Source organism: Asticcacaulis biprosthecium C19 (assembly GCF_000204015.1).
Classification (GTDB): Bacteria; Pseudomonadota; Alphaproteobacteria; order Caulobacterales; family Caulobacteraceae; genus Asticcacaulis; species Asticcacaulis biprosthecius.
This window is the reverse complement of record NZ_GL883079.1, coordinates 67,643-85,465: the sequence shown is the minus strand read 5'-3', so window position 1 is coordinate 85,465 and position 17,823 is coordinate 67,643. Positions and strand designations below refer to the sequence as shown.

Below are 17,823 nucleotides of genomic sequence, written 5' to 3'. Positions count from 1 at the left end.
AAAGAATAATCTGTCTCAATCTGTGTAATCTGTGGTCCCACTTAACGTATTTTTTCCGCTGCGCGGCAGGATCAGGCCGAAAACCGAACAAGAGCGTTCTCGCTAGTGAGGCCATTCTTCGGTCAGGACCTCGGCCTTACCGTCCTTGACACGCACTTCCAGCGACGGCTTCACCGGCTTGCCTTCCGCGAACAACTCATAGATCACGCTGCCGTCACTTTCCTTACTCTCGATCACCCGCACCGGCGCCACGGTCTTCGCGGACGCCTCTGCCACTGCACGAACGTCAGCCGGCGCATCGGCCCAGGCGATATCGCGCTGGATTTCGACGACCTTGAACGCATCGCCTTCTTGCAGCAAGTCGAGCTCAACATCGGAACCGTCCGGTCGCTTGCCTTCAACGTCATAATAGACCCGGCCGTCGCGTTCCTTGCGCTGGGCTTCGGCAATCGTCATGCCGGGAATGGCCTTGAGCACCGTGGCCGTGACCTCGGGCGGCAGGTCGGCCGCCGCCACCTCGGTGATGAGGTCGCCGGCCGTCACCGACATGGCCGCCACATCACTTTCCGACGCAATCTCCGCCGGTTTCTCGCCATTGCATCCGACCAGGACAAATGCCGCGCCGGCAACCGCACACCACATCATCGTCTTCATATCGCTTCTCCGTGGACACGGCACAATTTCACGCCCGGACACGCGTCGCAATACGGAAATGAGAACAAAACGAATCCGAAAGTGAGTCCCCAAAGACTCACCGCCAAATTTATTTCCCTACCCGATTCTTCCGGAGTCAAGCCTTAAGCCATTTTTAACGCAAAAGGATTCTTTTACAGGAATCAAGACCTTACCTCCCGCTCGGCAAAAGGCCGGCGGATTTGCCGAAAGTGATCCCATGCCGAAGCTCAAAACTGTCCCGGTTGCCCCCGCAAAGACCCTGGCCGCCCCGCTCAAGCTCGACACCATCCACATCGGCGAATGCATCGAGGTTCTGAAAAGCCTGCCGGACGCCAGCGTCGACCTGGTCTTCGCCGACCCGCCCTACAACCTCCAGCTTGGCGGCGACCTGCTGCGTCCCGACAATTCCAAGGTCGATGCCGTCGACGACGAATGGGACCAGTTCGCGAGTTTCGAAGTCTATGACAAGTTCACGCGCGAGTGGATGCGCGAATGCCGCCGCGTGTTGAAGGACGACGGCGCTATGTGGGTCATCGGCTCATACCACAATATCTTCCGCTTAGGCGTCGCCATGCAGGACCTGGGCTTCTGGGTGATGAACGACGTCATCTGGCGCAAGGCCAACCCCATGCCCAACTTCAAGGGCACGCGCTTCACCAATGCCCACGAAACCCTGATCTGGGCCACCAAGGCCAAGGGGCAGAAGCGCTACACCTTCAATTACGACGCGCTTAAGGCCTTCAACGAAGACACGCAGATGCGTTCCGACTGGCTGATCTCGCTGTGCACCGGCGATGAGCGCCTGAAAGACGAGAACGGCAACAAGGCCCACCCGACCCAAAAGCCGGAATCGCTGCTGTACCGCGTCCTGCTGGCCTGCTCCAAGCCCGGCCAGGTCGTCCTGGACCCCTTCTTCGGTACCGGCACCACGGGGGCAGCCGCGAAGCGCCTGGGCCGCCACTTCATTGGCATAGAGCGCGACGAAACCTATGCCCGCCACGCCCGCGAACGCATCGCCAAGGTGATCCCGACCACGGCCGAAAACCTCAATGTGGTCGGTTCCAAAAAGGCCGAGCCGCGCATTCCGTTCGGTTCGCTGGTCGAGGCCGGCCTACTGCAACCAGGTGACATGCTCTATACGCCCAAGGGTGACAAGACCGCCAAGATCCGTGCCGACGGCTCGCTGGTCTATGGTGATCTCAGCGGCTCGATCCACAAGATGGGCGCGATGATGGAACAGTCGCCGGCCTGCAATGGCTGGACCTACTGGCGCTTCAAGACCGACGCCGGCCTCAAGCCGATCGACGATCTGCGCGCCCGTATCCGCGGCGATATGAACTAATCTAGAGGCCGAGCGCGTCGAGCTTGGCTTTTTCGTAGGCGCTGTCTTCGCCGGGATAGCGCGCCAGTTCCGGGCGGCCACTGGCAATGGCCGCCTGAAGCACCACACTTTGTCCCGACGGCATGGCATCATACGTCCTGGCCAGTTCGGGCTGAGCGAAAGCGGGCGCCGCATCTACCAGTCGCCAGCCGCGCGCCTTGAACATGGCCAGGAGATCGCCGAGGAACAGACCGTTGATCAGGTTGTGATGCAACAACAGGGTATGGTCGATCGACCGGCCGAACACCTGTTGCCCGACACCATCATAAAAGGTCGCCTTCTCCCAAATATGATCGAGATAGGCCTGGCGGTAGGGCGCGAGGTCGGCCTTCGGGTCGGCCTTCAAACGCGCAACAAGCCGGCTGCTGTAAAACCAGTCTGACGTATCGATCGTGACATGCCCGTTGCGATAGCCGTTGTCGCTCAACAGTTGGCGCATGGCATCACGGCCTTCAACGGTCTTCCCCTCGCCCAGAAACGGGAAGCGAAACAGTTTGCGAAACCCGGCATAGGGTTTCAGCACGTCTTCGGCCTTCACGATGTCCTGCCAGTAGGCCAGCGGATCTTTGCCGTCGTAATAGTTGTGCGAATAGGAATGGTTGCCGATAGCATGCCCGCCGTCGGACCAGGCCCGCAGCACAGTCGGCCCGGCCTCGCCGACCGCATTGCGACCGGCGACAAAACCTGCCGCCTTGATGCCGAACCGATCCAGGCTTTCGCGCAGACGGCCATCGCGCGCTTCGCCACGCATGAGCGGATCGGCACTGAGATCAAAATCATCAATCGTAATGGCAACGCCTGGCGCAGTCGCGGCCAAGGCGGGCGTAGACACCAGGGCCATCAGGCCGGCGAGACAGGCGCGTCGATTCAGCTGAGTCATGACGGCTTGTTACCACGCGGATTACCGCGCGGCCACCTGCGTCCGCTCTTCCGAGCCCTCCAGCCGGAAACGGCAGGTGATCGTCACGACGCGCCCGACCACGCTTTCGCCCGACCGGGTTTCGGTCCCCACCACCCACTTCGATACGCTTTCGACCGCCACATCGACGAAGTTCTGATCGGCCATATCATTGTCCTCCGCCTCACAGTCGTTCAGGCGACCAGACGCCGAGATGACACAGGAAACTTCGAAGGATTTACCCTGGTCGGCGAGATCGAGATCATCGCCGGACGGCTGATAGTGCGCGGGTTCAGGCTGGTACAGGACGTTGAGATCATCGATGCTGACCCGCGTCTGAGCCGCGGCCGGAAAACCCAGGCCAAACAGCAAACCGGCCCCGACCATTGCCGGTACGATATTGCAGGCATGCCGACGCATTGTTCCACCTCCCGGTCACGCAGATTCGCACCGAATGATGGGATGATGACATTTTTGACATTTATGTCAATTATTTTGCGCCACCGGCCGCCGCGACGCCGATGCGATCAGCACGGGTAAACTGCACAGTCACAACGAGGGTTCGTCCGGCAACGGATTGGCCACTCGCCGTTTGCGGCGCCAGCACCCATTGGCTGACATTGGCGGTGGCGATGGTGATGAACTTCTGATCATAAAGATCGTTTTCGTCAGCTTCACACCCCGACAACTTGCCGTCACCGCTGATGGCGCAGGCTACGTCGAACGTCTTGCCCTGGTCGGCGAGATCGAAGTCCGTGCCTTCCGGCTGATAGCCGCTGGGGGGCGGCTGATGCACGATCTGGACATCGCCCAGATAGACCGGTTCCGCCGCCAAGGCCGGCACCGTCATCGCTGACATTGCCGCGCCGGTCGCTATCGCCACCCAAGCCCGCTTCATGATCCAACCTCCATAAACCATGGCCAATTTAGAACCTGCAGGCAGTGAAACCGATGCGGCTTATCCTGCCGCAAGATCAAGACTTAATAAGGACTTTAACGCCTTGGCGAACACGGTCGGCAGGGCCTTCACCTCGGCAAGCGGCAGCGCCTGATAGGCATTGTGCCGCCGCAACACATCCGAAAAATCGTCCACGGAAACACGCGCCAACCAGACCTCCTGCGTTAGGGCAAAATGCGTAAACACATGTTCGTAAGCGCCAAACGTCTGATATGTCAGGTCAAACATATGTTTGACGGCCACTTCCCCACCTTCCGCCTGCCAATCCGAATGTGGTAAACCCAGCATCCCGCCCAGCAGTCCCTTGCCCTCGCGCCGCTCGACAATGACGCTAACGCCGTCGGTCACGACAAAGACGACGCCATGGCGCCGAGGCTTGGGTGCCTTGGCCAGCTTCGCCGGGTAGCGATCGGGATCACCGGCGCGAAACGCCACGCACGCCGCATTCAAGGGACACAACAGACACAGGGGTGATTTCGGCCGGCACACTTGGTTGGCCAGATCCATCAGCGCCTGCGGCCAGTCACCGGCGCGCTGAGCCATGACCCACTGTGCCGACGCCTGGCGCACCTCGCTCCGCCCCGCCGGCAACGGCGTAGCGATTGCATACAGCCGCGTCATGACCCGCTCGATATTGCCGTCGACGACATTGGCCGGATGGTCAAACGCGATCGCCGCCACGGCCGCCGCTGTATAGGGACCAAACCCCGGCAGCTTTAGAAGCGCGTCCTCCCTATCGGGGAAGCGTCCGCCATGGTCGCGAACAACGGCGCGGGCACATTCCAGCAACCGCCGCGCCCGGGCGTAATAGCCAAGCCCCGCCCACTGCGCCATCACCGCCCCGTCGTCCGCCGCCGCCAGATCGGCGACCGTCGGCCACAGTTCCAGAAACCGCGCATAGTAAGGCGCCGCGTGGGCCGTCGTGGTCTGTTGCAGCATGACCTCCGACAGCCACACCCGATAAGGATCGCGCGCTCCTTTTCGCCACGGCAGGTCGCGGCCGTGACCGTCGTACCAGGCCAGCAAATCCGCGCGTAAGCGCGAGACAAGCGCCGCATCCTTCATTATAATCGTCATCTATGAAACGCTCTCTGCCATCGCTCGAAGACTCGCTGCGAATTCTGCGCACGACTCGTACCCGGCGCGCACCCAAGGCGCCACCGCCGGTAAAAAAGCAGGTTCAGCCCCTGATGAAAACCCTGGAAGCGCGGTTCAAGGGCCAGGAAGACCCGACCCACCGCCTGCAGCGCCGGTGGCCCGAAATTGTCGGCGATGAAAAACTGGCGAAGTTGTGTGAACCAGTAAGGGTCATCAAGGGCCGGGTTGGCGGGACCCTGGAAATCCGCGTCCAGGGCGCCTTTGCTCCCCTCATCCAGCACCGGGCGGATTTCGTCATCAACGCCGTCAATCTTCACCTCGGCGGCAAACCCGTCGATCGCCTGCGCATCATCCAAGGACCGCTGACCGCCCAGCCGCGCAAACCACCGCCGCCCAAACCTGTGCCGCTGACCGCGGCCGAAGACCTGGCCCTGCAACAGGAGCTGGGCAATGTCAGCGATGCCAAGCTGCGCGCCGCCCTGCTGAAACTGGGCAGATCGGTCATGCGCCGGCAAAAACTGATCTCGCCCTGACCGGCTCGCCATAAATTCAGCGCAATCCGCCCTATTAAAATGCGGTTGACAAAGGGCGCGGCGCACTGTTCTCACAGCAGGTAACAGGCGCAAGGCAGCGTCAATCTACGGGGTTTTCCGATGCATCTTCTTTCCCATCTCACCCGCCGCGTGGTGACCGCAGCGTTTCTGGCCGGTGCGGCCCTTGTCCTGGCCAGTTGCGGCGAGTCCAAGTCCGGCGCCGTGACGGCCGACGACATGAGCAAGGGCGGCGAAAACGCCAAGATCACCCTGATCGAATACGCTTCGGTCACCTGCGTCCACTGCGCCGCCTTCAACAAGGAAGTCCTGCCGCAGTTGGAAGAAAAGTACATCAAGACCGGCAAGATCAAATATGTCTACCGCGAGTTCCTGACGCCGCCGAACGATGTCTCGGCGGCCGGCACCCTGCTGGCCCGCTGCGCCGGCAAGGACAAGTATTTCGCCGTCATCGACCAGGTCATGCGCTCGCGCGACGCCATGTTCGCCGACGGCACGGCGGCCAATGCCCGCCCGGTGCTGCTGAACATCGCCAAGAACGCCGGCCTGTCGGAAGAGCAGTTCAACGCCTGCATCACCGACAAGAAGGCCCTGGAAGGCCTTCAGGCCCGGGTCGAAAAGTACGGCCGTGAAAACAACATCTCCACCACGCCGACCTTCTTCATCAACGGCAAGAAGTTCGAACGCAAGACCGGCGACTTCGCCGAGTTCGAAAAGGCCTTCGCCGATCTGGGCGTGAAGTAGGGAATAAACCATGGCAGGTTCGGGTCTGAAAACTTTGATGGCGGCGGTCGTGCTCGGCATGGCCGCCCTGGCCCTGCCCGCCATGGCCGCGGCACCGGCCAAGCCGGTTCAGGCGATCGTCATTCCGGCCGCCAAGCCGGGCCTGTTGCCCGACATGTCGTTAGGCAACCCCAAGGCAAAGATTACCGTCATTGAATACGCCTCGGCAGCCTGCCCCCACTGCGCCCACTGGAATGAGACCGTGTGGCCGCAGTTCGAGGCCAAGTACGTCAAGACCGGCAAGGTCCGTTTCATCTTTCGTGAAGTCCTGACCAATCCTCAGGCCTACGCCCTGTCGGCCTTCATGGTCGGCCGTTGTGCCGTCAACCGCAGCCAGGACCCGACCAGTTCAGCGCCCTATTTCGCCGTGCTGCACAGCTTCTTCTCGGGTCAGGACGTCTACTACAAGACCAACCGTCTGGGCTTTGTGCTGAACGACATCAATATCAAGACCGGCATGACCGAAGCTGACATCCAGGCCTGCGTCGGCGATGAAAAGGCCATGGCGGCCTTCTACGATAATATGAACGCCCATCTAGAGGCGGATCAGATTGAATCGACCCCGACCTTCGTCGTCAACGGCAAGAAGATCGAGGGCCACGAACTGGCCGATCTCGACGCTGCCATCGCCGCAGCGAAATAGCCGCGCGCTTTTCCACTATCCTGCAAGATCGGGCACCGCATTTGCCTCGACAGGCGGGTGTCCGTATTATAGCCGTAAAGAATCAGTAAATTTCCGCTTTTGGCGCGCGTAAGCGTTGCGTCCTTTGGGCTCCCGTTCTTGCAGTTTCAGAAGATCAAGCTTTCCGGGTTCAAGTCCTTCGTCGATGCGACCGAGTTCCGCATCGACCCCGGCCTGACGGGTATTGTCGGACCCAACGGCTGCGGCAAATCCAACCTGCTGGAAGCCTTGCGTTGGGTGATGGGCGCCACGTCTGCCAAGGCCATGCGCGGCGCCGGCATGGACGATGTCATCTTCGCCGGTTCCGACAAGCGCCCCTCGCGCAACTGGGCCGAAGTCACCCTGACCATCGACAATTCCGACCGTCTGGCACCCCAGCCCTTTACCGATCAGCCGGTACTCGACGTCGCCCGCCGCATCGACCGTGGCGCCGGCTCTTCCTATCGAATCAACGGCAAGGAAGTGCGCGCCCGCGACGTCCAGCTCCTGTTCGCCGACGCCTCGACCGGCGCCAACTCCCCGGCCCTGGTCCGTCAGGGCCAGATCTCGGAACTGATCGCGGCCAAGCCTCAGAACCGCCGCCGCGTCCTCGAAGAAGCCGGCGGCGTCTCCGGCCTGCACAGCCGCCGCCACGAGGCCGAACTGCGCCTGACCGCCGCAGAATCCAACCTCTCGCGCCTGGATGACATTGCCCGCGAACTGGACAGCGCCTTGTCGCGGTTGAAACGCGAAGCCCGCCAGGCCGAAAAGTACAAGAAAATCTCTGCGGAAATCCGCGCTCTGCAGAAAGCCATCCTGCACGCCAAATGGCTTGAGGTCCGCAGCCTCCTGGAAGGCGCGGTCAATGACATGCAGGCCCAGTCGCAGCGCGTCGAGACCTCCTCGCGCGCCGCCTCTGTCGCCCAGACCGTGGCGATCGAAGCGACCGAGGCCATCCCGCCCCTGCGCGAGGAAGAGGCCGTCGCGGCCACCGTTATGCACCGTCTGACGGTCGAAAAAGAACGACTCGACCTGGAAGAAAAACAGGCCGCCGCCGAAATCGAACGGCTGAAGAACGAACTGAGCCGCCTGCGCGCCGACTTCCAGCGTGAACTGGACCTGTCATCGGACGGCTCCATCCAGTTGGAGCGCCTGCAATCCTCCCTGACCCGCGTCCAGGCCGAAATCGCCGACGCGCCGTCGCGTGAGCCCGAACTGCGTGCCGCCGTCGACGCCGCCGAAGCCGAACGCCGTCAGGGCGACGCCGCCATCGAGGCCATGGCCGCCGAACAGGCCGCCCAGGTCGAACGCCAGCGCCTCGAAGGCGCCCGCCTGGCCGAAGCCAAGGCGCGTTTTGACCGCATCGCCGCCCAGCTTCAGACCGCCCATAACGAACGCAATGCCCTGGGCACGTTTGATTACACCGCCGTTGATCGCCTGAAGGCTGAAGCGGCCCACGGCCAGACCGAACTCGACGCCGCCCGCAAACTGACCGAGGAGTTGGAAGGCGCGCGGATTGGGCTGGTCAATGCCGAGGCCCAGGCGCGCAAAACCGTCCGCGAACTGGAAGACCAACTCGGCCGGATGAACTCCGAAGCCCGCGGCCTGTCGCAGATCCTCCAAGGCGGCCAGAAGGCCAACAAGCCGGTGCTGGACGAGGTCCGTCCGGAAAAGGGCTACGAGTTAGCCCTGGCCGCGGCTCTGGGGGACGACCTCAATCTCACCCTCTCGAAAAAGAGCGGTGATGCCCTCGCCTTCTGGAGTGAAGACTTCGAAAGCCGCGCTGTCCATATCGACCTGAAGACCCTCGGAGCTACGCCGCTGAGCGCCCATGTCCGCGCCCCAGCCGCCCTGGCCCTGCGCCTGTCGACCATCGGCGTCGTCACCGCGGCCGAGGCCGAAAAGCTGCATGGCCAGCTTCCCGTCGGCGCCCGGCTGGTGTCGAAAGAGGGAGACCTGTGGCGCTGGGATGGACTGATTGTCCGCGCCAAAGCCCCCAAGCCCGCCGCTGTCCGCCTGGCGCAACGCAACCGGCTGGACGAACTCGAAGCCGACATCGCTGTCCTCAAACCGCGCTTTACCGAGGCCCAGACCGCCCAGACGACGGCCGCCGACGCCCAGCGCAGGCACGAAGACACTGTCCGCCAGGCGCGCAACCGCATTCCCGACCTGGAACGGCTGGTGCGCTCCAAGCAACTGGCCCTGGAAGAACGTCTGCGCGCCCAGACCCATTACGAAGCCCGCCTGGAAGGCCTGGAGGCGTCTCTGGTTCGGCTGTCCGGGGACCACGGCGAGATGGAAAACCTCTACCGCCTGGCGGTCGCCTCCCAGTCCGATGCGCTGGACACCGCGACCATGAAGGCCACCCTCGACGCCGCTCGTGCCATCGCCGAAGGCAAGCGCCAGTCGGTCATGCGCGCCCGCGCCGAGCTGGACCAGGAGATGAGCAACCGCGCCGCCCGCGAAGGCCGTGAACGTACCTTGTCGCGGGAACTGGCCGACTGGACCCGCCGCACCCAGGATTCGGGCTCGCGCCTGATCAAGCTGGAAAAGGACCAGGAAGCCACCCGCGCCAATCTTGAAAAGGCCCAGGCCGCGCCACAGCAGTTCGAATCACGCCGCATCGCCCTGATCGACCAACTCGAGGTCGCCCAGAAGCGCCTGTCGGCCGCCCGTGACGCCCTCAACGCCGCCGAAACCGCCAAACGCGACGGCGACATCAATCTGCGCATGGCGGAACAGGAGGCCTCGGCCGCCCGCGAGGAGCGCGCCGGCGCCCAGGCCCGCCTGGAAGGCATCCAGGCCCGCGCCACAGAGGTCGAGGCGGTGATTCTCGACCAAACCGGCGGCACGCCCGACGATCTGGGCCGCCGCCTGAAAGAAGAAGCCATCGCCACCCCGGCCGATGCCTCCGGCGCCGAATCACTTCTGTCCGGCCTGGAGCGCGAACGCGACGGCCTGGGCGCCGTCAACCTGCGCGCCGAAGAAGAAGCCGCCGAATATGAAGGCCGACTCGACACACTCGGCCGCGAACGCGCCGACCTGATCACCGCCATTGCCAAGCTGCGCGACGGCATCGACGAACTGAACGCCGAAGGCCGCGAACGCCTGCTGGCGGCGTTTGAAATCATCAATGAGCACTTCAAGACCCTGTTCGTCAGCCTGTTCGGCGGCGGCTCGGCGGAACTGCGCCTGGTCGAATCGGAAGACCCGCTGGAAGCCGGACTGGAAATCTTCGCCTGCCCGCCGGGCAAGCGTCTCAGCACCATGAGCCTGATGTCGGGCGGCGAGCAGGCCCTGACGGCGACGGCGCTGATCTTCGGCGTCTTCCTGGCCAATCCGGCGCCGGTCTGCGTGCTCGACGAAGTCGACGCGCCGTTGGATGACGCCAATGTCGATCGCTATTGCCGTCTGCTGGCCGAAATGCGGACCCGCACCCGCACGCGATTCATCGCCATCACCCACAATCCGGTGACCATGTCGCGCATGGACCGCCTGTTCGGCGTCACCATGGCCGAACGCGGCGTGTCGCAGTTGGTCAGCGTCGATCTGTCGCAGGCGGAAGCCTTGGTGGCGGAAGACGTCGCCTAGGCCAAAAATTGTGCATATGCGAAGCGATAAACGCAAAAAATACCCGCAAACTTGCCTGAAATCATAACGGATTCCGCCGCTTCTCCCGCGGCAGCGCCATAAAAATACCGGCATTGCCGATTTGTCGCCCCCCGTGCTTGACCTTTGTGAGGGCTTTCAGTAGGTTCCGCCGCGTTCAAGCCGGGGGTGGTTTTTTCGACTACCCCTGCCTGTGTGGTGCTGACCGTGACAGATGAACCTCCCTACGGGTCCTCGCCGGATGACGAGCTGAAGGACCTCGATGATCGCCTCAAGGCGGCCGAAGCGCGTCAGCGCAAAACGGTCGACCACGGTGCGGAAGTCGGCGCCAACCAGGGCTACCTGGCACTTGGCGAGCTGGTGGGTGGCATAGGTGGCGGTTTGGGACTGGGCTGGCTGGTCGATACCTACCTCTTGGGCAGTAAGCCCTGGGGCATGATCGCCGGCGCTTTGTTGGGCATGGTCGCAGCGGTCTATCTGATCGTCAAACGCGGCCAATCGGCTTCCTGACGGAAGTCTGCTACCTGAGGCATCCGCCTCATCCGTGACATTTCTCCGGCCACGGCCGGTACAAAAAGAGGTTGAGGGCTTATGGCCGATCCGTTGCACCAGTTCCAGATCCAGAAGGTCGCCGAGCTTCCGTCCTTCACGGTCGGAGGTGTCGTGGTCGATATGTCGATCACCAATTCGGTCCTGGCCATGATGATCGCCGTCGGCCTGACCTTGCTGTTCTTCACCCTGACGACGTCGCGCGCGGCCATCATTCCCGGCCGCGGCCAGGTCATGGCCGAAGGCTTGTTTAAACTGATCGACGACATGACCGAATCGATCATCGGCCACGACGGTAAGAAGTTCATGCCGTACGTCTTCACGCTGTTCCTGTTCATCCTGAGCTGTAACCTGCTGGGCATGTTCACCTACTTCACCGCGACGTCGCAGGTGGCCGTGACCATGACCCTTGCCGCCCTGACCATCGTTCTGGTCATCGCCGTCGGCGTGTTCAGCCACGGTCTGGGCTTCTTCAAACTGTTCGTGCCGTCGGGCGTGCCCTGGTACATCCTTATCGTGCTGGTGCCGATCGAAGTCATTGCCTTCATCATGCGTCCCGTCACCCTGACCCTGCGACTTTTTGGCAATATGCTGGGCGGCCACATCGTGATGAAGGTCTTCGCCGGCTTCATTGTCACCACCGCGGCCATGGGCATCGGCGGCTGGGCCATCGGCCTGGTGTCGCTTTCCACTATCGTCGCTCTCACGACCCTCGAATTCCTGGTCGCCTATCTGCAAGCCTTCGTGTTTGCCGTTCTGACCTGTGTCTATCTCGGTGATGTGGTCAATATCGGCCACCACTAACCTAACTGAAAATCCTACTTACGGAGCTACCCCAATGGACGTTCAATCCGCTACCCTCTTCGCCGTCGGCCTCAAGTACATCGGCGCCGGCCTGGCCACCCTCGGCATGATCGGCGCCGGTATCGGCCTCGGCATCCTGTTCGGCAACTACTATGTCGGCGCCCTGCGTAACCCGTCGGCGGCCAAGACCCAACAGACCAACCTGTTCATCGGCATGGCGCTGACCGAAGCCCTGGGCATCTTCGCCTTCGTTATCGCGCTGCTGATCCTGTTCGGCAACCCGACCGTTTAATTTCGACCGCCTAACCAAGCGAAACGCCTGAGCCTTGCGGCCCGGGCTTTCAAGGACCTGTCATGACTGCAGCCCCTACGCCCGCTGCCGACCAAGCCGCCGAAGGTGACGCCGCGTCCCCGGCACCGGAAACCACCACTGTGGTGTCGCTGGTGCCTGGTCACGGCGATGACGCGCACGGCACCAGCGCCCATGGCGCTGGCGACCATACGGCCGGCACGGTAGCGACCACCGAGCACACCGAAGAGCACGGCAGCGGCGGCCTGCCCCAGCTCCAGACGGAGCATTGGGCCGGTCAGATCGTCTGGCTGCTGATCATCTTCGCAGTCTTCTATGCGTTGATGGCGACCGTGTTCACGCCGCGCCTGCGCAAGGTGATCTCGAACCGTGGTTCGACCATCGCCGAGGACCTGGCCAATGCCCGCGCCAACCGCGACGAGGCCGAGGCCCAGGCCAAGGACGCCGCCGCAGAGACCGCAGCGGCCCACGCCGCCGGGCGCAAGCTGGCGTCGGAAGCTCTGGCCCGTTCCAATGCCGAAATCGCCGAGCAGACTGCGGCCGAGGACGCCAAGCTGAACACCCGTCTGTCGGAAGCGGAAGCCCGCATCCGTGCTGCGCGTGACACGGCCATGGCCCACGTCACCGACATCGCTGGTGAAACGGCCCAGGCCCTGGTCGAAACGTTGACCGGCAAGGCGGCGACAGCCGCCGCGCTGAAATCGGCCTTCGGAAAGGTATCGTAATGTTCAACTTAGCTGATGCCGAAACCTGGGTCCGTATCGCCCTCGTTCTCTTCTTCCTGATCCTGATCGTGGCCAAGGTGCCCGGTAAGGTCTGGGGTTCACTGGGCGATACCGGCAAGGCCGTTCGCGCCGAGTTGGACGAGGCCGTGCGCATCCGTCAGGAAGCCACCGACCTGCTGAACACCATCAAGGCCCAGCGCGTCGCCGCAGAGCAAAAGGCGCGCGAGCTGATCGCACTGGCCGAAGAGGAAGCGGCCCGTCTGTCCAAGGAAGCCCGCGAAAAGCTTGCAGAGTCGATCCAGCGCCGTGAGGAACTGGCCGAACGCAAGATCGCCCAGGCGGAAGCCAAGGCGACAGCGGACGTCAAGGCGGCGGCGGCTGACCTGGCGGCGCAACTGGCCGAATCGATCCTGGCCGACCGGATCGCCAAGACGACGAACGACCCGTTGGTCGACAAGGCGATCAGGCAGATCCCTGGCCGCCTGAACTAAACAGATATAACCTTTCGGTTATGAAAGGCCCGGAGTTCTCTCCGGGCCTTTTTCTATGCACAGCGCCCCTCGGCATGGCCGCAGTCGCCGATTGTGACGTGACGGGTTGTCCCCGATAAACCTTTTTGACGTTTCAGCCATAGCTGCCACATCAAAACATGCTCGCCGCGTCCAAAGGCTTCCTGCCAAGTCTTGAGACCAGCCAGACGATAATGCCAAGGACGGTCGCCCACGCCGTAGCGAAGATAAACGGGTAGAGAGGGACCGCCGGCCCAGGCGTGCCCAGGGTACCCAGCCACGTGTTCAGGCCTTGATAGGCGGCGCCAAACACACCCAACCCCAGGGCCATCCATCCTAACCGCCGGGCCTTCGTCCGGTCGGGCTCGAAGAGCAGCCGCAGGCCAATCAGCAGGGTGAAGACCATGGTAATCTTTACCGAGATCACAGCCGTGATCCAAGCCTGCCAACGCGTGGCTGCCATGATGAGGTCGAAGACTTCGCTGCCCAAACCGCTCTCCACTGGATTTGATGGCTTGAAATATAACCGGGCGGCTATATTCGGTCCTCACTCTGAGCAGAGGTCTTTTGCTCTGTCATTGTCGGAAGAAACCATCGCCCTCCCCGGCTTTGCGTCAGCCTATCACGTTGGATACCAATTGCAAAAAGCCCCGCCGGACGAACCAGCGGGGGCTATTCAAATTCGATCGTTCGGAGATCAGGCCGCGGCGGGTTGCCAGCGACGGCGGCTGAAACGCATACCGAGGATGGCTTTGAATTCCTGGCGGAAGCGGTTCATGAAGCGGTTCTTGCGGCCCAGAATGCGGCGTTCCATCCGAAGCGTGCTGAGCCACATAAGGGCAACAACCTTGGCGCCCGGACGCAGCATGGCGCGGACCGGGCCGACCATCTTGGGGAAGCGGCGGCTCAGGCGCACAAACACGCGCTTGACCCATGTCGAATTGCGCAGCAGCAGGATCAGGCCGAACATGAACGGCGGAACGCCCAACGGCCCCGGAAGGGGCGCGATGGCGACGCCGAAGATCATCAGCACGATGCCGACAAGACACAACAGCAATTTCAACAACGCAGAGAACGGTTTCACTTCAACAGACCTTAAACTTACCCAAGGCATATAGGGACAGCCCCCGCAGTGCACAAGGCGGAAAGCCCCCCGCTTTGTAAAATGCGCGCAAGTGTCGCATTTACGCATAGCGGAGGGCCGAAATAAGGCTTACCAAAAATACATGAAAATCCGCTGAATCACATATTGCGACGTCTTATGCAGATCCCATCACGCCGGAAGGCGTCCGTTAGCTGAACGTTAACCGTGGTTGCCGCGCTGCACGCGTTTCGTCCAATCTCTTCGCAGGCGCGAGATAAGGTGCGCCCTTGAAGCGGGCAACCTCTCCGTCCAGTGCGGCCCCTGCCAGAGCCCGCAGCACCGCCACGAAGCGATCGATCTCGGCACGTGATTCGGTCTCGGTCGGCTCGATCAGCATCGCGCCGTGTACCACCAGCGGGAAATACATGGTCATCGGATGGAAACCTTCGTCGATCATCGCCTTGGCGAAGTCGAGCGTGGTCACCCCGGTGCCCTCCAGCCAACGATCGTCGAACAGGGCCTCGTGCATGCACGGCCCTTCCGGGAACGGCACGCTCATCAGGTCTGACAGCGACGCCTTGATATAGTTGGCGTTGAGCACGGCATCCTCGGCTACCTTTTTCAGGCCGTCGGCGCCGTGGCTCAGCATATAGGTCAGGGCCCGGATATACATGCCCATCTGGCCATGGAAGGCGCACATTCTTCCAAAAGGTTTTTGGCGGCCAAAATTAGCCGCATTCTCGCCTTCGCCGTGTTCGGCCAGGTCGAAACCCTGACCTGCTGATACGACCCAAGGACGCGGTGCATAGGCCGCCAGTGCCTCCGACAAGACCACCGGACCGGCACCGGGGCCGCCGCCGCCATGCGGCGTCGAGAAGGTCTTGTGCAGGTTGATGTGCATAGCGTCGACGCCCAGATCGCCCGGGCGGACCCGGCCGACAATGGCGTTGAAATTGGCGCCGTCACAGTAGAAGTAGGCGCCGGCTTCGTGGGTGACGCGAGCAATCTCAACGATGTCTCGCTCGAACAGGCCGCACGTATTGGGGTTCGTCACCATGATGGCCGCGACGTCGGGCCCCAGCTTCGACGTCAGGTCGGCGACATCGACACGGCCATCGGCGGTCTGGGCGACTTCCTTGACCGTATAGCCGACAAAGGCAGCGGTCGCCGGGTTGGTACCGTGGGCCGAGGTCGGCACCAACACCGTGCGGCGATGGCCCTGGCCCTTGGCTTCGTGGGCCGCCTTGATGGTCAGAAGTCCGCACAACTCTCCGTGGGCGCCAGCCTTGGGCGACAGGGCGACCGCCGGCATGCCGGTCAGGGTTTTCAGCCAATGCGCCAGGCTGTCCATCAGCGCCAACGCGCCCTGGACCGTCGACACTGGCTGCAGCGGATGGATGTCCCCCAGCCCGGACAGGCGCGCCATCTTCTCGTTGAGGCGCGGGTTGTGCTTCATGGTGCACGACCCCAGCGGATAGAGGGCCAGATCAATGGCGTGGTTTTTTTGCGATAGCCGGACATAGTGCCGAACGCATTCCGGCTCGGTCAGGCCCGGCAGGTTGAGGTCATCACCGCGGACCAAACCGTCCAGATCGGACGTATCGATCGCGATATCGGCGAAGTCGACGCCGGTACGGTGATAGTCATCCCATTCGAAGATCAGCTTCTCCGACTGCAGCAGGCCGCGGCCGCCCAGCAGGGTGCGGAATGATGTGGCCTCTACATCGAAATCAGGCGCAGAGGGACGGCCGACTGTGTTCATCTTCATGTCGCCCATTACAGCACCGCCTTCAAAGCTTGCACAAACGCATCCATATCGGTGTCGCTGACCGTTTCGGTGGCGGCGACGATGAGGTGATTGCCGAACGCCGGATCGGCGACCAGACGCGATACGGGCACCCCACCCAGCACGCCTTGGGCGGCCAGTGCCTCGACGACAGGGGCAGCCGCTTTGGGCAGCTTCACGGTAAATTCGTTGAAGAAGCGCGGCGTCACCACCTCGACGCCCGGCACGGCGGCCAGACGGTCGCGAAGAGAGTGCGCTTTAGCGTAGTTGATCTTCGCCAGCCGCTTGAGGCCTTCCTGACCCAACAGGCTCATGTGGATGCTGAAGGCCAGGGCGCATAGACCAGAATTGGTGCAGATGTTCGACGTCGCCTTGTCGCGGCGGATGTGCTGCTCGCGCGTCGACAGGGTCAGAACGAAGCCGCGCTCGCCATCGGCGTCGACGGTTTCGCCGCACAGCCGGCCCGGCATCTGTCGCAGGTACTTTTCCTTGGCGGCAAACAGACCGACATAGGGACCGCCGAACGACAACGGCACGCCGATCGACTGACCTTCGACGGCGACGACATCGGCGCCCATCTCACCGGGTGACTTCAGCAGGCCCAGCGACATGACCTCGGTCACCACGACGATCAACAGCGCGCCCGCCGCCTGGGCGGCAGCCGCAATCTGCGTCAGGTCCGTGGCGGTACCAAAGACATTCGGCGTCTGGACGACGACACAGGCCGTGTCGGCGTCGATATGGTTCAACACCTCGGCCTCGTCATCGATGGCCAGATCGCAGGCCTCGGTTTCGATCCCGACGGCGTGGGCCAGGGTCTCGACCGTCTCACGGTAATGCGGATGCAGGCCACCCGACAAGACTGCCTTGTTGCGCTTGGTAGCGCGGGTGGCCATCAGCACGCCCTCGGCGGCGGCCGTCGAACCGTCATACAAAGAGGCATTGGCCACCGGCATGCCGGTCAGGCGCGCCACCTGGGTCTGGAACTCGAAGAGGACCTGTAAGGTACCCTGGGCGATTTCCGGTTGATACGGCGTATAGCTGGTCAGGAATTCCGAGCGCTGGATGATGTGATCCACGGTCGCCGGGATATGGTGGCGATAGGCACCGGCACCGACAAAGAACGGCACTTTCGACGGGCTGACACTCTTGGCGGCGAACGCCTGAAGCTGGGCTTCGACCTCAAGTTCGCCGGCATACATCGGCAGATCAACCGGGCCGGAACGGCGTGCGGCCTGGGGGACATCGACAAAAAGATCGTCGATCGAACCGACCCCGATCTTGTCCAGCATCGAGACCCGGTCGGCCTCGCTCAACGGCAGATAACGCATACAGTTTAATCCCTTATACCAAGCCGCGATGCCCTTGACCCACCGCGCGTGGCAAGGGCGCCAAATGACGCTTCCTGCCCGCCCGAGCTTTTGCGAGGAGCCATGCGGCGA

At 62.5% G+C, this 17,823-nt stretch carries 19 protein-coding genes; 10 read left to right on the top strand and 9 right to left on the bottom strand.

Annotated features, from left to right (window positions below; translation table 11 throughout):
* Positions 1–102: 102 nt before the first annotated feature.
* Positions 103–654: a hypothetical protein gene (locus ABI_RS15485; protein ID WP_006273977.1), complete on the bottom strand. Its 552-nt coding sequence runs from the start codon at positions 652–654 to the stop codon at positions 103–105.
* A gap of 238 nt (positions 655–892) precedes the next feature.
* Here ABI_RS15485 and ABI_RS15480 point away from each other — a divergent pair, with 238 nt between their 5' ends.
* Positions 893–2,017 (top strand): site-specific DNA-methyltransferase, encoded by a 1,125-nt coding sequence (locus ABI_RS15480; protein ID WP_006273976.1) that lies wholly within the window; start codon positions 893–895, stop codon positions 2,015–2,017.
* Position 2,018: 1 nt separating this feature from the next.
* On the opposite strand, the gene ABI_RS15475 is transcribed toward ABI_RS15480, so the two are convergent.
* The 4 genes from ABI_RS15475 to ABI_RS15460 form a co-directional block, all read right to left on the bottom strand.
* The gene (locus ABI_RS15475; RefSeq protein WP_040309488.1) at positions 2,019–2,936 is read right to left on the bottom strand and encodes a polysaccharide deacetylase family protein; all 918 of its coding nucleotides are present in this window, start codon (positions 2,934–2,936) and stop codon (positions 2,019–2,021) included.
* Positions 2,937–2,957: 21 nt separating this feature from the next.
* A complete protein-coding gene (locus tag ABI_RS15470; protein WP_006273974.1) occupies positions 2,958–3,374 on the bottom strand; it encodes a hypothetical protein in 417 nt (138 codons plus the stop codon).
* 70 nt (positions 3,375–3,444) lie between these two features.
* Positions 3,445–3,852: a hypothetical protein gene (locus ABI_RS15465; RefSeq protein ID WP_006273973.1), complete on the bottom strand. Its 408-nt coding sequence runs from the start codon at positions 3,850–3,852 to the stop codon at positions 3,445–3,447.
* Positions 3,853–3,912: 60 nt separating this feature from the next.
* Positions 3,913–4,989 carry an A/G-specific adenine glycosylase gene (locus ABI_RS15460; RefSeq protein WP_157138957.1) on the bottom strand — a complete coding sequence of 359 codons (1,077 nt, stop codon included), beginning with the start codon at positions 4,987–4,989 and terminating at the stop codon, positions 3,913–3,915.
* 2 nt (positions 4,990–4,991) lie between these two features.
* Here ABI_RS15460 and ABI_RS15455 point away from each other — a divergent pair, with 2 nt between their 5' ends.
* The 9 genes from ABI_RS15455 to ABI_RS15415 all read left to right on the top strand — a co-directional run bounded on the left by ABI_RS15455 (position 4,992) and on the right by ABI_RS15415 (position 13,493).
* Positions 4,992–5,543, top strand: coding sequence for a DUF721 domain-containing protein (locus ABI_RS15455; protein ID WP_006273971.1), 552 nt, complete (start codon positions 4,992–4,994; stop codon positions 5,541–5,543).
* A gap of 120 nt (positions 5,544–5,663) precedes the next feature.
* Positions 5,664–6,305, top strand: coding sequence for a DsbA family protein (locus ABI_RS15450; protein WP_006273970.1), 642 nt, complete (start codon positions 5,664–5,666; stop codon positions 6,303–6,305).
* A 10-nt stretch (positions 6,306–6,315) separates the two neighbouring features.
* Positions 6,316–6,987: a DsbA family protein gene (locus ABI_RS15445; RefSeq protein WP_006273969.1), complete on the top strand. Its 672-nt coding sequence runs from the start codon at positions 6,316–6,318 to the stop codon at positions 6,985–6,987.
* Positions 6,988–7,125: 138 nt separating this feature from the next.
* A complete protein-coding gene (gene smc / locus ABI_RS15440; protein WP_006273968.1) occupies positions 7,126–10,596 on the top strand; it encodes a chromosome segregation protein SMC in 3,471 nt (1,156 codons plus the stop codon).
* 225 nt (positions 10,597–10,821) lie between these two features.
* Positions 10,822–11,124: an AtpZ/AtpI family protein gene (locus ABI_RS15435; RefSeq protein ID WP_245531371.1), complete on the top strand. Its 303-nt coding sequence runs from the start codon at positions 10,822–10,824 to the stop codon at positions 11,122–11,124.
* Between the two features lie 81 nt (positions 11,125–11,205).
* Positions 11,206–11,967: a F0F1 ATP synthase subunit A gene (locus tag ABI_RS15430; RefSeq protein WP_006273966.1), complete on the top strand. Its 762-nt coding sequence runs from the start codon at positions 11,206–11,208 to the stop codon at positions 11,965–11,967.
* 34 nt (positions 11,968–12,001) lie between these two features.
* Complete coding sequence (locus ABI_RS15425; RefSeq protein WP_006273965.1) at positions 12,002–12,259, top strand: F0F1 ATP synthase subunit C; 258 nt, start codon at positions 12,002–12,004, stop codon at positions 12,257–12,259.
* Between the two features lie 62 nt (positions 12,260–12,321).
* Positions 12,322–13,002 carry a F0F1 ATP synthase subunit B family protein gene (locus tag ABI_RS15420; RefSeq protein ID WP_006273964.1) on the top strand — a complete coding sequence of 227 codons (681 nt, stop codon included), beginning with the start codon at positions 12,322–12,324 and terminating at the stop codon, positions 13,000–13,002.
* Complete coding sequence (locus ABI_RS15415) at positions 13,002–13,493, top strand: F0F1 ATP synthase subunit B family protein (protein WP_006273963.1); 492 nt, start codon at positions 13,002–13,004, stop codon at positions 13,491–13,493. The genes ABI_RS15420 and ABI_RS15415 overlap by 1 nt, the downstream gene beginning before the upstream one ends.
* Before the next feature lie 151 nt (positions 13,494–13,644).
* Here the strand turns inward: ABI_RS15415 and ABI_RS15410 are convergent, their stop codons facing one another.
* The 4 genes from ABI_RS15410 to gcvPA all read right to left on the bottom strand — a co-directional run bounded on the left by ABI_RS15410 (position 13,645) and on the right by gcvPA (position 17,712).
* Entirely contained in the window at positions 13,645–14,001 is a 357-nt protein-coding gene (locus ABI_RS15410; protein WP_006273962.1) for a hypothetical protein, read from the bottom strand.
* 207 nt (positions 14,002–14,208) lie between these two features.
* The gene (locus ABI_RS15405) at positions 14,209–14,595 is read right to left on the bottom strand and encodes a hypothetical protein (protein WP_245531370.1); all 387 of its coding nucleotides are present in this window, start codon (positions 14,593–14,595) and stop codon (positions 14,209–14,211) included.
* A gap of 208 nt (positions 14,596–14,803) precedes the next feature.
* Entirely contained in the window at positions 14,804–16,363 is a 1,560-nt protein-coding gene (gene gcvPB, locus ABI_RS15400) for an aminomethyl-transferring glycine dehydrogenase subunit GcvPB (protein WP_040309623.1), read from the bottom strand.
* Between the two features lie 8 nt (positions 16,364–16,371).
* A complete protein-coding gene (gene gcvPA / locus ABI_RS15395) occupies positions 16,372–17,712 on the bottom strand; it encodes an aminomethyl-transferring glycine dehydrogenase subunit GcvPA (RefSeq protein ID WP_006273959.1) in 1,341 nt (446 codons plus the stop codon).
* Positions 17,713–17,823: the final 111 nt, after the last annotated feature.

Excerpts from the sequence above, each read along its gene's own strand:
- ABI_RS15485 (WP_006273977.1), bottom strand. The coding sequence starts at position 654 with ATGAAGACGATGATGTGGTGTGCGGTTGCCGGCGCGGCATTTGTCCTG.
- ABI_RS15480 (WP_006273976.1), top strand. The coding sequence starts at position 893 with ATGCCGAAGCTCAAAACTGTCCCGGTTGCCCCCGCAAAGACCCTGGCC.
- ABI_RS15475 (WP_040309488.1), bottom strand. The coding sequence starts at position 2,936 with ATGACTCAGCTGAATCGACGCGCCTGTCTCGCCGGCCTGATGGCCCTG.
- ABI_RS15470 (WP_006273974.1), bottom strand. The coding sequence starts at position 3,374 with ATGCGTCGGCATGCCTGCAATATCGTACCGGCAATGGTCGGGGCCGGT.
- ABI_RS15465 (WP_006273973.1), bottom strand. The coding sequence starts at position 3,852 with ATGAAGCGGGCTTGGGTGGCGATAGCGACCGGCGCGGCAATGTCAGCG.
- ABI_RS15460 (WP_157138957.1), bottom strand. The coding sequence starts at position 4,989 with ATGACGATTATAATGAAGGATGCGGCGCTTGTCTCGCGCTTACGCGCG.
- ABI_RS15455 (WP_006273971.1), top strand. The coding sequence starts at position 4,992 with ATGAAACGCTCTCTGCCATCGCTCGAAGACTCGCTGCGAATTCTGCGC.
- ABI_RS15450 (WP_006273970.1), top strand. The coding sequence starts at position 5,664 with ATGCATCTTCTTTCCCATCTCACCCGCCGCGTGGTGACCGCAGCGTTT.
- ABI_RS15445 (WP_006273969.1), top strand. The coding sequence starts at position 6,316 with ATGGCAGGTTCGGGTCTGAAAACTTTGATGGCGGCGGTCGTGCTCGGC.
- ABI_RS15430 (WP_006273966.1), top strand. The coding sequence starts at position 11,206 with ATGGCCGATCCGTTGCACCAGTTCCAGATCCAGAAGGTCGCCGAGCTT.
- ABI_RS15425 (WP_006273965.1), top strand. The coding sequence starts at position 12,002 with ATGGACGTTCAATCCGCTACCCTCTTCGCCGTCGGCCTCAAGTACATC.
- ABI_RS15420 (WP_006273964.1), top strand. The coding sequence starts at position 12,322 with ATGACTGCAGCCCCTACGCCCGCTGCCGACCAAGCCGCCGAAGGTGAC.
- ABI_RS15415 (WP_006273963.1), top strand. The coding sequence starts at position 13,002 with ATGTTCAACTTAGCTGATGCCGAAACCTGGGTCCGTATCGCCCTCGTT.
- gcvPB (WP_040309623.1), bottom strand. The coding sequence starts at position 16,363 with ATGAAGATGAACACAGTCGGCCGTCCCTCTGCGCCTGATTTCGATGTA.
- gcvPA (WP_006273959.1), bottom strand. The coding sequence starts at position 17,712 with ATGCGTTATCTGCCGTTGAGCGAGGCCGACCGGGTCTCGATGCTGGAC.